A 14,984-nucleotide genomic window follows, 5' to 3' on the forward strand; every position below is an offset into this window, starting at 1 on the left:
ACTCTTTAAAGCATTTCAGCACAGAATGGAAACATTTGCTGTGCCTGCGCTGATGCAAATAAAAAGGGCACCATAGTAACTATGGTGCCCTTTGTTTTACGTGCTTTGTGCTGCTTATTCAGCGGCATCCGCTTTTTTAGGTTTAGCGGCTGCTTTAGTCGCAGTCTTTTTTGCAGCCGGTTTTTTGGCTGCTGCCTTTTTCACCGGTTTGGCTTCATCATCCGCAGTCTTGGTTTTGGTTGTCTTTTTCGGAGCCGCCGGTTTTTTCGGTGCGGCTTTCTTCGTGGTCTTCTTGGCGGAACCGGCTTTCGCTGTAATCAGCTCCAGCGCTTCTTCCATTGTCACTGTTGCGGGATCTTTGCCCTTTGGCAGCGTGGCATTGACCTTGCCCCAATTGACATAAGGGCCGTAGCGGCCGTCACGCACCGTAATTGAACCGCCATCCGGATGATCGCCGAGTGTGGCAAGCGCAGCCGGTGTCGCACGGGTACGACCGCCTTTGGCTGCTTTTTCTGCCAGCACAGTCACAGCGCGGTTGATGCCGATCTCAAACACATCCTCAATGCTGTCGACATTGGCGAAAGCGCCGTCATGGGCAATATATGGACCATAACGGCCGAGGCTTGCGGTGATCATCTTGCCGCTTTCCGGATGCGGACCCACATCACGCGGCAGATTGATAAGCTGCAAGGCTTTTTCCAGATCAAGTTCAGCCAGTGACCAGCCTTTCGGCAGGCTGGAACGCTTGGCTTCCTTGCCTTCACCGCGCTGGATATAAGGGCCAAAACGGCCGGTACGCGCAGTGATATCTTCACCGGTTGCCGGATCCTGACCAAGCACTTTTGGTTCATCAGATGCAGCTGCCGCATCCCCTTCGCCTTCACCACCAAGCTGACGGGTGAATTTGCACTCCGGATAGTTGGAGCAGCCGACGAAAGCACCGTATTTACCGAGCTTCAGCGAGAGATTGCCGGTGCCGCAGGTCGGGCAGATACGTGGATCCATGCCATCGCCGCGATCAGGGAAGGCAAGTGCGGAAAGTTGCTCATTGAGCGCATCCAGCACATTGGTGACACGCAGTTCCTTGGTGCTGTCGACATTGCCGGAGAAATCCTGCCAGAAGTCGCGCAGCACGTCTTTCCATGCCAGTTTGCCATCGGAAATCAGATCGAGCTTTTCTTCCAGCGCAGCGGTGAAATCATATTCCACATAGCGCTCAAAGAAGCTTTCAAGGAAAGCGGTGACCAAACGGCCTTTGGCCTGCGGGATCAGCTTGCGCTTATCCATCGTGACATAATCGCGGTCACCCAGAGTTTTCAGCGTTGCAGCATAAGTCGACGGGCGGCCGATGCCGAGCTCTTCCATGCGCTTGATGAGCGATGCTTCGGAATAGCGCGGAGGCGGTTCAGTCGAATGCTGGGTTGCATCGATTTTCTCACGCTTCAATGTCTCACCGGCATTGATCTGCGGCAGACGTGCGCTGTCCTCGTCTTCATCTTCTTCTTCGCGGTGATCAGTATAGGCCGCGAGGAAGCCGTTGAAGCGGACAACCGAACCATTGGCACGCAATACAGCCGAACGGGCGCCGTTTTTAGCTTCAATATCAATGACTGTGCGCTCAATATCAGCAGGCTGCATCTGACTGGCGATAGCGCGTTTCCAGATCAGCTCATAAAGGCGAGCCTGATCCTCATCGAGATATTTGCGTACTTCTTTCGGATGACGGCTGAAATCGGTCGGACGCACCGCTTCGTGCGCTTCCTGAGCGTTTTTCGCTTTAGTGGAATAGTAACGCGGCTTTTCCGGCACATAATTATCGCCGAATGTCTGACCGATTGCTTTTCGCGCTGCGGAAATTGCTTCCGGTGCCATCTGCACACCGTCAGTACGCATATAGGTAATCAGACCGGTGGTTTCGCCGCCAAGCTCGATACCTTCATAGAGGCGCTGCGCAACCTGCATAGTGCGCGATGCGGAGAAGCCGAGCTGACCGCTGGCGGCCTGCTGCAAGGTGGACGTGGTGAATGGCGGACCCGGATTACGTTTGGTCGGCTTGGCATCAACGCTCATGACATTGAAGCTTGCGCCTTCCAGCATGGTGCGGATACTTGTTGCCTGCTCTTCATTTTTAATGTCGAGCTTGCCGAGTTTCTTGCCGTCAACAACAGTCAGGCGGGCAGTGAAATTATCGCTGCGCGGTGTCTGGAGCAGGGCGGCAATATTCCAGTATTCTTCACGGATGAAGCGTTCAATCTCGGTTTCACGGTCGCAAACGAGGCGCAGTGCAACCGACTGCACGCGGCCAGCCGAGCGCGAACCCGGCAATTTGCGCCACAGAACCGGCGACAGCGTGAAGCCTACCAGATAGTCGAGCGCACGGCGTGCCAGATAGGCATCCACCAGCGGTACGTCGATTTCACGCGGATTGGCCATGGCTTCGAGCACGGCATTTTTTGTAATGGCGTTGAACACCACGCGCTTGACCGGCTTGGAGCCGAGCACTTTTTTAGCGCGCAGCACATCCAGCACGTGCCATGAAATTGCTTCCCCTTCGCGATCAGGGTCAGTTGCCAGAATCAGTTCATCGCTTTCCTTGACCGCTTTGGCGATCTCGGAAAGGCGCTTGGAAGAGGCCGCATCGACCTCCCAGCTCATGGCAAAATCTTCATCAGGACGAACAGAGCCGTCTTTTGCAGGCAAATCGCGGACATGACCGAAAGAGGCCAGAACCTTATAGCCTGAGCCTAGATATTTATTGATTGTTTTGGCCTTGGCGGGCGATTCAACGACAACGACATTCATATTGCGGGTCCAGATTAACGTACACAGCCGGATATGCCCGGATTGCGCCAGTATTGAAAATCATCAGGCTGGCAGGATATTTGTCATTCAAATGAACAGCGAAATCAGATTGGTCAAGAGCAAGCCACTGTTTTTTACGCAAAACAACGACAGGTTGACATTGTTTGTTTTGTAATCATAGGTTGATTTCAGGCATTGTACATATGAAATTTGTCAGTTCCGGTTTCAATAGAATGACATTTTATTTGGTTCTTTAATTTATATATTTAGGCTTAAGGCGGGCTCATGAAGGCAGATAAAGAGAAGTCCTATCATGAAATCATTTATGTTCATGATAAGCTACTGGAATTACGTCATATTGCTCAGTCCAACCACTATCCGATGCTGGCTTATTTCATAGAAATGGCATGGGTTGAGGCATCAGATGTTTTGCGCAGCCAGTCAGGCCGGATGACGAAAAACTGATTATTGTGAGGGCAAAAGCGCAACCAGACCATTATCACTGCGTTGCAACTGCCCCGCGAGATCAAGCTCCAGCAATGCCAGATGCACGGCAGAGGCACTGAGACCTGTGTGGCGGATAATCACATCCGCTGAAACGGGGGTGTTGCTGAGAGCGTTGCGGATACGCTCATAATCATTGTGTGCCGGAACCAGATTTTTACCGGTATCAAAACCGGTATTTGCCGGTTGTTTAATCAAAATCTGTGCACTGTCTTGATTGAACAAGGTTGCGGCCTGCATTTGTGCCGTACAGTCCTTACGCAGCATCGGCTCCAGCGCAACCAAAATATCCTGTGCTTCGGTGAGCATGATAGCGCCGTTCTTGAGCAGGGAGTTCGCACCATTCGCCCGCGGATCGAGCGGTGAGCCGGGGACAGCAAAAACCAGTCTGCCCATTTCTCCGGCCAGTCGCGCACTGATGAGCGAGCCGGAGCGCTGTGCCGCTTCAATCACAGCAAGCCCGAGCGACAGGCCGGCGATGATGCGGTTGCGGCGCGGAAAATCCTGCGCGCGTGGCACCCAGCCCATCGGCATTTCAGTAATTATGACCCCGCCATTATCAATGATCTGGTCGAGCAGCGGAATATTTTCCGGCGGATAAGGGCGGTCAAGTCCGCCTGCCAGAACGGCAATCGTACCGGTCTCAAGGCTGGCTTTGTGCGCCGCCGTATCAATGCCGCGCGCAAAGCCGGAAACGATGGCGCAGCCGGATTGCCCGAGATCGCGAACCAGCTGGCTTGTGAAGGCACAGGCCGTGGCAGAAGCATTTCGTGCGCCGACAATCGCCACGGGCGGCTTGCTGAACAGCGGTGCATCTCCAAGCGCAGTTACCAGTGGCGGAGGATTGAGGATTTGTCTGAGATAGGGCGGATATTCCGGCTCGCCCATTCCGATAAGTTTGGCACCGGCGCGTTCTATCGCTTCCAGTTCCTGTTCGGCTTCATCAATCGTATGAATACGCAGCGGGCGTTTGGCTGTGGAGCGCACCAGATGGGGCAGGCGCTCAAGTGCGGCAGCAGCGCTGCCGCAATAGGCGATCAGATCGCGAAAACTGGCAGGCCCGACATTATCGCTGCGGATCAGCCGCAACCAGTTGAGTCTCTGCTGATCTGAGAGACGAATTCCTTTTGACTGCGAACCCGTCTCTGCGATCATTTATTTTGATCCTATTTTGGTTTCTGTGCCGCTCAGTAACCGTTCAATATTTGCACGGTGCTTGATAAAAATTATCAGCGTCAGAACTGCAAAGAGCAGCGCTGTTTTCGTCAGTCCGAGATAGAGAATAGAAAGCGGAACGATGATACAGGCGATCAGCGCAGAGAGCGAAGAATAGCGTGTGAGAAGCGCGATAACGATCCATACAGCTGCAAAAACCAGTGCACCCGGCCATGCCAGACCCAGCAGAATACCGAGATAGGTGGCAACGCCTTTACCACCTTTAAAGCCAAGCCAGACTGGAAACAGATGACCGAGAAAAGCGCCGAGGCCAGCAGCAAGCGCGTAATCACGACCGAAATAGGCCGCAACCAGCACGGCGATCGTGCCTTTGAGCATATCGCAGAGCAGGGTAGCAGCGGCAATTTTCTTATTGCCGGTGCGCAATACATTGGTCGCGCCGATATTGCCGGAACCGATGGAGCGCACATCGCCGAGACCCGCCATGCGGGTGAGCAGCAAACCAAAGGGGATTGAACCGAGCAGATAGCCAAAGACCAGCGCTGCAAAAGTGCCAGCCGCGCTGCCGGTGATAATCAGTGGTTCAAGCATGAAGTCCCCTCAGAGTGATTTGTCCGCGCAACCGGACAGCAGAAATTAGGCATAAAATCCGCACCAAAACAATATTTATAATGCGAAGACTGTTTTGCCGCTGACCACGGTACGGATCACGCGACCCTGAAATTTAGCATCTTCAAAAGAGCTGTTTTTCGAGAGCGAGTGCAATTCTTCAGCCTTTACGACCCATGGTTCATAAAGATCGACCACGGCGAAATCAGCTTTTGCACCAACTTTCAAAGTGCCTGCATCCAGACCATAGAGTTTGGCCGGAGCGGTGGAAAGCACTTCGATCAGACGCAAGAGGCTCAATGAGTCATTGTGGTAGAGGCGCAATGCTGCCCCGAGCAGGGTTTCCAGTCCGATTGCACCGGCTTCCGCATCGGCAAAAGGCAGACGTTTGGTATCAACATCCTGCGGATTATGCGCGGAGACGATTACATCAATCGTACCGTTGCGAACGGCTTCAATCATCGCCTGTCGGTCATCTTCATTGCGCAGCGGCGGCGAAAGACGGAAGAATGTGCGATATTCGCCGATATCATTTTCATTCAGCGATAAATGATTGATTGAAACAGCAGCGCTGACTTTTGCATTGGTTTCCTTGGCGCGGCGCAGAACCTGAGCCGACATATCGCAGGAAATTTGCGCAGCGTGATAATTGCCGCCGGTCATGCTTGCTAAGCGCAGGTCACGTTCCAGCGGAATGACTTCTGCTTCGCGCGGTGCACCGGAAAGACCGAGCCAGCTGGCATAAAGCCCGCTATTCATTGCACCGCCGCCGAGATAAGGGTCGATTGTCTCATGGGCAATCACCGCACCGAAATCCTTGGCATAGGTCAGCGCACGGCGCAGCAGCAGCGTATTGGCCAGTGATTTGCGGCCTTCGGTAAAGGCAACCGCACCGGCTTCGCGCAGCAGACCCATTTCGGTCATTTCCTCACCCAGCAAACCTCGGGTGATGGCCGCAGCCGGATGCACATTGACAATGGCGGTGTCGCGGGCAGTTCGTTTCACGAATTCTACAAGCGCCACATTATCAATCACCGGATCAGTATCCGGCATCATAATCATCGAGGTTACGCCACCGGCAGCAGCAGCCTGACTGGCCGAGGCGATAGTTTCACGATGTTCTGTGCCAGGTTCGCCGATGAAAACGCGGCTGTCGACCAGACCCGGGATCAGCACATTGCCGTTAAGGTCAATGACTTCCGCGCCTTCCGGCGTGCCCTGATTATTTGCATCCGCACCGCTGGCGACGATAATGCCGTCCTGAACGATCAGCGTGCCGGTTTCATCGAGATTGCGCGAAGGATCAATGATGCGGGCATTGGTGTAAACTGTAGTGCTCATCATCAGGCTCCAACACCGTTAAAATTTTCAGGATTGCGTCGGGGATCAAGCAGGGCCTCCATGACGGCCATGCGAACGGCAACGCCCATTTCCACCTGTTGCTGGATCACGCTTTGCGGGCCGTCAGCAATATCCGAGGCAATCTCTACACCACGGTTCATCGGGCCCGGATGCATCACCAATGCGTCCGGCTTGGCATATTTGAGCTTTTCTTTATCCAGCCCGTAGAAGTGGAAATATTCGCGCACCGACGGCACGAAGGAGCCGCTCATACGCTCGCGCTGCAGGCGCAGCATCATCACCACATCAGCGTCTTTCAGGCCTTCTTTCATGGAGTTGAACACTTCAACGCCCATTTGTTCAATGCCGGATGGCAGCAGGGTAGACGGTGCAATCACCCGTACCCGCGCGCCCAGCGCATTGAGCAGCAGAATATTGGAGCGGGCAACACGCGAATGCAGGACATCGCCGCAGATTGCCACGATCAGGCGACCGACTTTACCTTTAGCGCGGCGGATGGTCAGCGCATCGAGTAGGGCCTGTGTGGGGTGCTCATGGGCACCGTCACCGGCATTGACCACCGAACAACCGACTTTCTGCGCCAGAAGCGCTGCGGCACCCGCAGAAGCATGGCGGATCACCAGAATATCCGGCTGCATGGCATTGAGCGTCATCGCCGTATCAATCAGCGTTTCACCCTTTTTAACCGACGAGCTGCCGACCGACATATTCATCACATCAGCGCCGAGGCGCTTACCGGCAAGTTCAAAGGAGGATTGGGTACGGGTGGAGTTTTCAAAGAAAAGATTAATCTGCGTGCGACCGCTTAGAATTGTTTTCTTTTTTTCCGGCTGACGGGAGACCGCAACTTCACTGTCTGCCAGATCCAGCAATGTGGTAATATCGAGAGGAGAAAGACCTTTAATCCCGAGCAAATGGCGGTGGGGAAAAAGAGGCGCGGGAGATTGTTCTGTCATCACAGCTATTCCCATATAATGTTTGCAGAGAAACTTGTTTGCGGCCTTATATATGCTTTTGCGGCTTTGTCGAATAAACAGTGTGGAGAAAAACGGATTATTGAGGGGATATTTATAATTTTGCCGCAAACAATACCGCAAGGCGGATATTAGAGATTCGTGTATAGATTTTAAATACTAAAACCGGCGGCTGAAATCTCCGGCTAAATGGATGGAATATGTCGGTTAACACTCCTGCAGACGTTTCTGAAGTAACTAATCAGGCGCCGCAGCGCACCAATTATGCGCCGGATACGTCTCCATATTCCGTGATCAAAAATCTCAACGGGCAGGCTGCTCCGCAATATAATGCTTATCTGAGTGATCCGCTGCTGCTGCAATGTGCAGCGCGTTTTCCGGAAAGCCTGCAAAAAGAGCTCGAACAGACCGGCCGTTTTGTTTTATCTGCCGATGCGCAGGAAATGGCGCGCCTTGCCAATTCCGAAGTGCCGCGCCTGCAAACCCATGACCGTCAGGGCAACCGCATTGATCAGGTGGAATATCATCCGGCCTATCATGCTTTGATGCGCCGTTCCGTTGCGCATGGCCTGCACTCATCCATCTGGGAAAACAGCCCGCAGCAATCTCCTGAGGCAGGTCGTCGCCATCAGGCGCGTGCGACACGTTTTTATCTGACTGCGCAGCTTGAATGTGGTCATCTATGCCCGCTGACCATGACAAGCGCATCACTTGCAGTGCTGATGACCTCTCCGGCGCTTTATGATGAATGGTCGCCGCGCATTCTGACCCGTAAATATGACTCGTCCAACAAGCCGCCGGTTAGAAAAGCCGGTCTGACGCTTGGTATGGGCATGACAGAAAAGCAGGGCGGTACCGATGTGCGTGCCAATACCACCCGTGCCGATCATGTGGGTAATGGCGTCTATCGTCTCAACGGCCATAAATGGTTTATGTCCGCGCCGATGTCAGATGCCTTTATGGTGCTGGCGCAGGCCAATGGACAGGCTGCCGGTGACAATAAGTCCGGCCTGTCCTGTTTCCTTGTGCCGCGTTTATTGTCTGATGGCAGCGGCAACGGCTTCCGATTCCAACGTTTGAAAGACAAACTCGGCAATCGCTCCAATGCCTCTTCTGAAGTGCAGTTTGAAAATGCGCTCGGCCAGATGGTCGGAGAGCCGGGGCAGGGTGTGAAGACCATTATTGATATGGTGACACTGACCCGTCTGGATTGTGCTGTAGCCTCCGCCGGTCTGATGCGTGCCGGTATGAGTGAAGCTGTTCATCATGCCCGTCACAGAAGTGTCGGCGGTGTACCGCTGATCAATCAGCCGCTGATGCAGCGTGTTCTGGCGGATATGTCACTGGATGTGGCGGCTGCTACTGCTCTGTCACTGCGCCTTGCCCGTGCTTTTGACATGGCAGCCAATGATCGTATGGAGGCTGCTTTTGCCCGTGTTATGACACCTGTGGTCAAATATTGGGTGGCAAAAATCGCACCGGCGCTGCTTTATGAAGCAATGGAATGTCTCGGCGGCAATGGTTATGTCGAAGAAAATCCGCTGGCGCGGCTTTATCGTGAAGCTCCGGTCAATGCGATTTGGGAAGGTTCCGGCAATGTAATGGCGCTGGATATTGTGCGTGTTCTCCACCGCGCGCCGCGTTTGTTTGACGATGTGCTGGAATGGATTGGCACGCAGCTTGGCCGTCGCGGTCAGGGCACTGTTGCCGTATTGCGGGCTGCGATGCAAGTAACCATGACCGATGAAGGTGCAGCACGGATGCTTACCGAGCAGATGGCACTGGCCGCCAGTGCCGCCTGCCTGAAAGAACTCGGAGCGGATGATATCGGTGATGCCTTTATCGAAACCCGCCTTGGTGGTCAGTGGCGTACGACTTATGGCATGATTGATGCCCGCCATGATGCGCTGGGCATTATCAACGCACTCTATCCGCAGGAATAAGCTGCAACCGGCTCATTGACGGACGGCTGACTAATCCTGCTCACTGTCACGACGTAGCATGTGAAGTCGATCCAGAGCACCTTGCAGAATGAATGAGGCGGCAGCGGAATCAATTCGCTCTGCCCGTTTGGCGCGGGAAACATCCATACCGATCAAAGCGCGCTCTGCAGCGACCGTTGAAAGCCGCTCATCCCAATAGATAAACGGAATATCGGTGAGCTTTTCCATATTGCGTACAAATGCGCGTGTGGCCTGCACACGCGGGCCTTCTGTGCCGTCCATATTGACCGGCAAACCGATGACAGCCGCAGCGACTTTTTCTTTTTGCAGCAATTCCAGCAGTTCCTGCGCATCCAGCGTGAATTTGCGCCGTTTCAGAACGGGGCGCGGATGGGAGAAGGAAAGTCCGAGATCAGAGACAGCGATGCCGATGGTTTTGGTACCCAGATCAAGACCGGCAACCAGCTGACCATAGCTCAGGCTTGCCGCAAGCTCTTCAATTGTTGATACAGCCATATCTCGTTTCCTGATCCGGTAATGTCATACTATATTGCAAAGACAGCGCAGTGCATTCTAACTGTGCCTATAACAATATGCATCGGCAAAGGGAATATCATGAAAATCACCTGGCTCGGCCATTCTGCTTTCCGCGTTGAAACTTCGCAGGCGGTAATTCTGATCGATCCTTTTATCAGTCAGAGCCCGACCGGTTCCGCTTTGGATTTTGCTGAAGTGACCAAAGGCGTGACGCATATTGCACTGACACACGGCCACGGCGATCACGTCGGCGACACTATTCGCATCGCAAAAGAAACAGGCGCAACAATTATCGCTAATGCTGATCTTTGTGACTGGCTGGAGTATCGCGGCGTGGAAAAAGTCGATCCGACGAATACCGGTGGTACAGTTTTTCACAACGGATTTTCTGTAACATTCGTCAATGCGCTGCATTCTTCCGCAAGTTTGACGGAAGACGGTATTTCCCATTCGCTTGGTAATGCCAATGGCTTGGTGTTCCATTTTGATGATGAGGGCGCACCGGTGCTTTATCATATGGGGGATACGGATATTTTCTCCGATATGGCGCTGATTAATGAATTGCATCAGCCGGAGATTGCTCTGGTGCCGGTCGGTGACCGCTTTACCATGGGTGGCGCAGTGGCCGCATTGGCCTGTCAGCGTTATTTCCCTGCGCTCAAAACAGCCATTCCTTGCCATTTCGGTACATTCGGCCTGCTGGATGCAACAGCAGATGATTTTGTACACGGTATGGAGAAGACCTCCACGGAAGTTAAGGTTCTGGAAGTCGGTGGTAGTTTGGTAGTTTGATAGCAAATACTCCCCATTTATCAAGTTAATGGGGAGCTTGATCATTGGTGTTAAGATGGATTTTCAATATAAAAACTAACAGCCCAGACAGATTCAACGTCATAATCTATGTCGTTGCTAAGAAATACACCAAGATCAGATGTGTAGCATAAATTAAATTTGTTATTATTTATTGTAGTTGAAATTTTAAAAATTGTTGCGCTTTTTCTCTTAATGATAAATTTCGTTGCGAGTGCCGGCGTAACATTCGTAACCAATCCAACATCAATACTGCCGCCTGGGGTTGCTGTTGCAGCGAGTGCTTGTATAAAGCCTTCATACTTCGGACTGTAAAATACTGATGTAAACTCGTTTGTAGCTGTTATGTCTGTAATATTATTTGAATTTGTGTAGTCAATTGTGCTGTAATCCAGTGTTGGATTTGTGGTTAATTTGTATCCGCTGTATACTGGATCCGTAATTGGATTTGTTGTATCTGTAACTATATTTGGATTGTTGTATGAAAATGGTTTGAAGCTAAATAAAAACATCTTACATCCTTTCAAATGTTGCGTTTTTATTTTGGCATATTTAAAAAATATTATTAGCTGTTATTTTTTTCAGTGCTAGTCATGTTGCGGGTATATATCTATGAGCCAGATTTTTTCATTTGGATAAAGAGGGCTTTTAGAAAAATAAACTTTATCCTCTGCTGCATGATAGGATAAGACGTATGTGTTTGGGTAATCAATTGCTGGGTCACTGTTTGCTGTGTGTACGTAAATATAGCATGTACTTATATTAATCATATTGATGTAAAGTTTTGAAAGTATAGATGGTTCGACTGAATTTTCTGCAACGGCAATTATTGCTCCGTATGTATCTAAAGCAGGTTTAAAATATAAAAATGAATTTTCTCCAGGATTGTAGTGCAAGGATGGAGTACCTGTAATTTCATTGTTTATAATTGACTGAGTTGATGTGAAGGATATCGATTTTTGATCTTTTGTTTTTGCTACAGTTAAATAATATCCGCCAAAAAATGGTCTATCTGTATTTACAGAAAGGTATTTATTTGGATATGACATTGGACGTATACTAAATATTAACATAAGTTGCCTCTTCTAATGAGGATTTATAATCCATAAATATTTATCATCATTGATGTAATTTAAAAAATTTATCTCATTGGTTAAGTTGTTGAAATATAAATAATATTTTATATTTTCTTTTGTTGTGTGTATCGTGTAGTAATTGTCTGTTGTTTTTGTGATGTGAAATTTCGGTGCTGTTTGTGGGGTGAGGGCGCGGTTGATTGCAGCTGGAGCATGGTCATTGTTATTTCCTAAGGCGAGAAAACCGTTGCTATCTGCATGATAAAATAAGGAGGCATCAAAGCTCTCCTGAGCAGGGTGACGGCTCCGTGGACGTTGTGCAGAGTGAGTAAATAAAGTGTGACTGCTAAGTATTTCGGAAGGATTTTGTATTGGAGCTAGTATAAGTGAATATACATTATCATTCTCAATGAGTGCTTGTGCCTTTATGTAAAAATCTTCTGCATTTTTAGGGCTTAGAGTGAACAAGAACATACGACTTCCTCGGGAAGAATTTATTTTCAATGATATTAAATTACATTTTCAGATGTATCGCCTGATTTATTTGACAGGTCTCACTCCTCTTTTCTGAGGTGAGCTAAGCTGGCGCAGGGGGGATGAATTCGCATCATGGTGTGTGCTTTAATGCATCGCCAATATTGCACTTGAGCGGGTGCAGGGTTATAGCCGGAATAAGAGAAATTCCTTGCGGGCTGTATTCATGCCGGACGACCGGCAGCGATCACCGCATTTTCGCATTTATCGGAGAACGACATGTCCGTCGATTTAACTACAGTCAAGCGCGTTGCGCATCTTGCCCGTATTGCGGTCAATGAAGAACAAGCCGAGAAAATGACCGGTGAACTCAATGTTATTCTGGGCTTTGTGCAATCGCTCGACAGCGTGAATGTCGATGGCGTGGAGCCGATGACCTCAGTTATTCCGACCGCCATGCGTCTGCGTGAAGACAAGGTATCTGACGGCAATATCGCTTCGGAAATCGTATCTAATGCACCAATCACCGAAGAAAACTTCTTCATGGTGCCAAAAGTTATCGAATAATCCCCGCCCTGATCCATCCGACTGCTGTTTCCTGTTTCAATATGAGCTGTAACTGCTCCCGACGCGAAGTCCGGTTTTTGAAACGGTGCGGACAGCACATGAAAAGCCCTGAACAGGATTGATAGAATGACTGATTTAACCGCACTCACCATTGCCGAGGCGCGTGACAAGCTGAAGGCCAAAGCCTTTACCGCAACCGAACTGGCCGATGCCTATCTCAAGGCGATTGATGAAGCGAATGGTGCGATCAACGCCTATGTCAGCGTTACCCATGATAAGGCTCGTTCGATGGCCAAGGTTTCGGATGAACGTCTGGCAAAAGGTGAAGCCGGTGCGCTGGAAGGTATTCCGCTGGGCGTAAAAGACCTGTTCGCGACCAAAGGCGATCATACGCAGGCCTGTTCGCATATTCTCGATGGCTTCAAGCCGGATTATGAATCGACTGTTACTGCCAATCTCTGGGCAGATGGTGCGGTTATGCTCGGCAAGCTGAATATGGATGAGTTCGCAATGGGCTCATCCAATGAAACCTCCTATTACGGTCCTGTGGTCAGCCCTTGGCGCGCAGAAGGCTCGGAAGAGAAGCTGGTTCCGGGCGGTTCTTCCGGTGGTTCTGCTGCGGCTGTGGCTGCACGCCTGTGCGCCGGTGCAACTGCAACCGATACCGGTGGTTCGATCCGTCAGCCTGCGGCTTTCACCGGTACTGTTGGTATCAAGCCGACTTATGGTCGCGTTTCCCGCTGGGGTACAATTGCTTTTGCATCTTCACTCGATCAGGCAGGCCCGATTGCCCGTGATGTGCGTGACAGCGCAATTCTGCTGAAATCCATGGCTTCAGTTGATCTGAAAGACACGACTTCTGTCGATCTGCCGGTTCCTGATTATGAAGCAGCCCTTGGCAAATCCGTAAAAGGCATGAAAATCGGTATTCCGCGTGAATATCGCATTGACGGTATGCCGGCAGAAATCGAAAAACTCTGGGCGCAGGGCGTTCAGTGGCTGAAAGATGCCGGTGCGGAAGTTGTTGACATTTCGCTGCCGCATACCGAGCAGGCACTGGCTGTTTATTACATCGTGGCTCCGGCCGAAGCATCGTCGAACCTCGCACGTTATGACGGCGTTCGTTACGGCCTGCGTGTACCGGGTAAAGACATTGTTGAAATGTACGAAAACACCCGCGCGGAAGGTTTCGGCAAGGAAGTCAAACGCCGCATCATGATCGGCACTTATGTGCTGTCAGCCGGTTATTATGACGCCTATTACGTCAAGGCGCAGAAAATCCGCACGCTGATTAAGAAAGACTTTGAAGATGTGTTTGCTGCCGGTGTGGATGCAATCCTGACACCAGCAACGCCATCCGCGGCCTTCAAGCTGGGCGACAAGGAACTGGCCGCTGATCCGGTGAAAATGTATCTCAATGATATCTTCACCGTTACTGTGAACATGGCTGGCCTGCCGGGTATTTCCGTACCTGCCGGTCTGTCCGAAAATGGTCTGCCGCTCGGTCTCCAGCTGATTGGTCGTCCGTTTGAGGAAGAAGCACTGTTTCAGGCAGCTCATGTGATTGAGCAGGCTGCAGGCCAGTTCGCGCCTAAACGCTGGTGGTAACACCGCATGCAGCTCCGGCAGGCAACAAACGCTGATCTGGCGATGATTGCCCGTATCGGAGCTGATGCATGGGCTTCCCACATATTCAGTCATGAAACAGAAGAGCCGGATCAGCGCAGACGCGCTGAACTGGCTTTTTTGCATTCAGCGCAGGATTATCTGGATTATATTCTCGTCGCTGAACAGGATGGCGTGATTTGCGGCTGGGGCGCACGCGATACCAATCAGAACTATGTATCTGATATCTGGGTGGATCCGGCGCATCACGGGCAGGGCATCGGTACATTGCTGGTTGATGCATTGCTGGCACAAATTGTTATGCTCGGATTTCAGACTGCGGAAATCGGCACCCATGCACGCAATTTACCTGCAATAAAGCTTTATGAGAAATGCGGCTTTCGAATTATCCGCCGCTATGAAGAATGGTCAGCCAGTCTGGCGCGGGTTGTGGAAAAGGTGAAAATGCAGGCTGATCTGTAATTCAGGCTTGCCAAAATCATTTAATGTTCCTATTTTGTTCTGCGATAGTTGCGGAACAAATA

The 14,984-nt window shown here is 51.1% G+C and carries 15 protein-coding genes; 6 read left to right on the top strand and 9 right to left on the bottom strand.

All coding sequences use genetic code 11. The features are described 5' to 3' along the window. Positions 1-114 precede the first annotated feature (114 nt). The gene (gene topA, locus KHQ09_RS08890) at positions 115-2,802 is read right to left on the bottom strand and encodes a type I DNA topoisomerase (RefSeq protein WP_213630827.1); all 2,688 of its coding nucleotides are present in this window, start codon (positions 2,800-2,802) and stop codon (positions 115-117) included. Between the two features lie 285 nt (positions 2,803-3,087). On the opposite strand from topA, the gene KHQ09_RS08895 reads away from it, so the two are divergent. After that, positions 3,088-3,267, top strand: coding sequence for a hypothetical protein (locus KHQ09_RS08895; protein ID WP_022712310.1), 180 nt, complete (start codon positions 3,088-3,090; stop codon positions 3,265-3,267). On the opposite strand, the gene dprA is transcribed toward KHQ09_RS08895, so the two are convergent. From dprA to KHQ09_RS08915, 4 genes are all read right to left on the bottom strand, one after another. After that, positions 3,268-4,458 (bottom strand): DNA-processing protein DprA, encoded by a 1,191-nt coding sequence (dprA, locus tag KHQ09_RS08900; protein ID WP_420801500.1) that lies wholly within the window; start codon positions 4,456-4,458, stop codon positions 3,268-3,270. 3 nt (positions 4,459-4,461) lie between these two features. Continuing rightward, positions 4,462-5,073 (bottom strand): glycerol-3-phosphate 1-O-acyltransferase PlsY, encoded by a 612-nt coding sequence (gene plsY, locus KHQ09_RS08905; protein WP_213597757.1) that lies wholly within the window; start codon positions 5,071-5,073, stop codon positions 4,462-4,464. Between the two features lie 75 nt (positions 5,074-5,148). Next, positions 5,149-6,435: a dihydroorotase gene (locus tag KHQ09_RS08910; RefSeq protein ID WP_420801439.1), complete on the bottom strand. Its 1,287-nt coding sequence runs from the start codon at positions 6,433-6,435 to the stop codon at positions 5,149-5,151. Beyond that, positions 6,435-7,409 (bottom strand): aspartate carbamoyltransferase catalytic subunit, encoded by a 975-nt coding sequence (locus KHQ09_RS08915; RefSeq protein ID WP_028233959.1) that lies wholly within the window; start codon positions 7,407-7,409, stop codon positions 6,435-6,437. The genes KHQ09_RS08910 and KHQ09_RS08915 overlap by 1 nt, the downstream gene beginning before the upstream one ends. 218 nt (positions 7,410-7,627) lie before the next feature. Here KHQ09_RS08915 and KHQ09_RS08920 point away from each other — a divergent pair, with 218 nt between their 5' ends. Continuing rightward, complete coding sequence (locus tag KHQ09_RS08920; RefSeq protein ID WP_213597759.1) at positions 7,628-9,370, top strand: acyl-CoA dehydrogenase family protein; 1,743 nt, start codon at positions 7,628-7,630, stop codon at positions 9,368-9,370. Between the two features lie 30 nt (positions 9,371-9,400). Here the strand turns inward: KHQ09_RS08920 and ruvX are convergent, their stop codons facing one another. Beyond that, entirely contained in the window at positions 9,401-9,886 is a 486-nt protein-coding gene (gene ruvX, locus KHQ09_RS08925; RefSeq protein ID WP_213597761.1) for a Holliday junction resolvase RuvX, read from the bottom strand. 99 nt (positions 9,887-9,985) lie between these two features. Between ruvX and KHQ09_RS08930 the strand changes: the two genes are divergently transcribed. Then, on the top strand, positions 9,986-10,699 hold the full coding sequence (locus KHQ09_RS08930; RefSeq protein ID WP_213597763.1) for a metal-dependent hydrolase: 714 nt from the start codon (positions 9,986-9,988) through the stop codon (positions 10,697-10,699). Between the two features lie 50 nt (positions 10,700-10,749). Here the strand turns inward: KHQ09_RS08930 and KHQ09_RS08935 are convergent, their stop codons facing one another. The 3 genes from KHQ09_RS08935 to KHQ09_RS08945 all read right to left on the bottom strand — a co-directional run bounded on the left by KHQ09_RS08935 (position 10,750) and on the right by KHQ09_RS08945 (position 12,267). Next, on the bottom strand, positions 10,750-11,229 hold the full coding sequence (locus KHQ09_RS08935) for a hypothetical protein (RefSeq protein WP_075655308.1): 480 nt from the start codon (positions 11,227-11,229) through the stop codon (positions 10,750-10,752). 75 nt (positions 11,230-11,304) lie between these two features. Then, positions 11,305-11,790, bottom strand: coding sequence for a hypothetical protein (locus KHQ09_RS08940; protein ID WP_213597765.1), 486 nt, complete (start codon positions 11,788-11,790; stop codon positions 11,305-11,307). A 12-nt stretch (positions 11,791-11,802) separates the two neighbouring features. Then, on the bottom strand, positions 11,803-12,267 hold the full coding sequence (locus KHQ09_RS08945) for a hypothetical protein (RefSeq protein ID WP_213597767.1): 465 nt from the start codon (positions 12,265-12,267) through the stop codon (positions 11,803-11,805). 279 nt (positions 12,268-12,546) lie between these two features. Between KHQ09_RS08945 and gatC the strand changes: the two genes are divergently transcribed. From gatC to KHQ09_RS08960, 3 genes are all read left to right on the top strand, one after another. Then, positions 12,547-12,834, top strand: a complete 288-nt coding sequence (gatC, locus tag KHQ09_RS08950; protein ID WP_022712301.1) for an Asp-tRNA(Asn)/Glu-tRNA(Gln) amidotransferase subunit GatC — start codon at positions 12,547-12,549, stop codon at positions 12,832-12,834. A gap of 126 nt (positions 12,835-12,960) precedes the next feature. Further along, a complete protein-coding gene (gene gatA, locus KHQ09_RS08955; RefSeq protein WP_213597769.1) occupies positions 12,961-14,442 on the top strand; it encodes an Asp-tRNA(Asn)/Glu-tRNA(Gln) amidotransferase subunit GatA in 1,482 nt (493 codons plus the stop codon). Positions 14,443-14,448: 6 nt separating this feature from the next. Then, positions 14,449-14,922, top strand: a complete 474-nt coding sequence (locus KHQ09_RS08960) for a GNAT family N-acetyltransferase (RefSeq protein WP_213597771.1) — start codon at positions 14,449-14,451, stop codon at positions 14,920-14,922. Positions 14,923-14,984 lie beyond the last annotated feature (62 nt).

Source organism: Pseudochrobactrum algeriensis, from assembly GCF_018436245.1.
GTDB lineage: Bacteria > Pseudomonadota > Alphaproteobacteria > Rhizobiales > Rhizobiaceae > Pseudochrobactrum > Pseudochrobactrum saccharolyticum.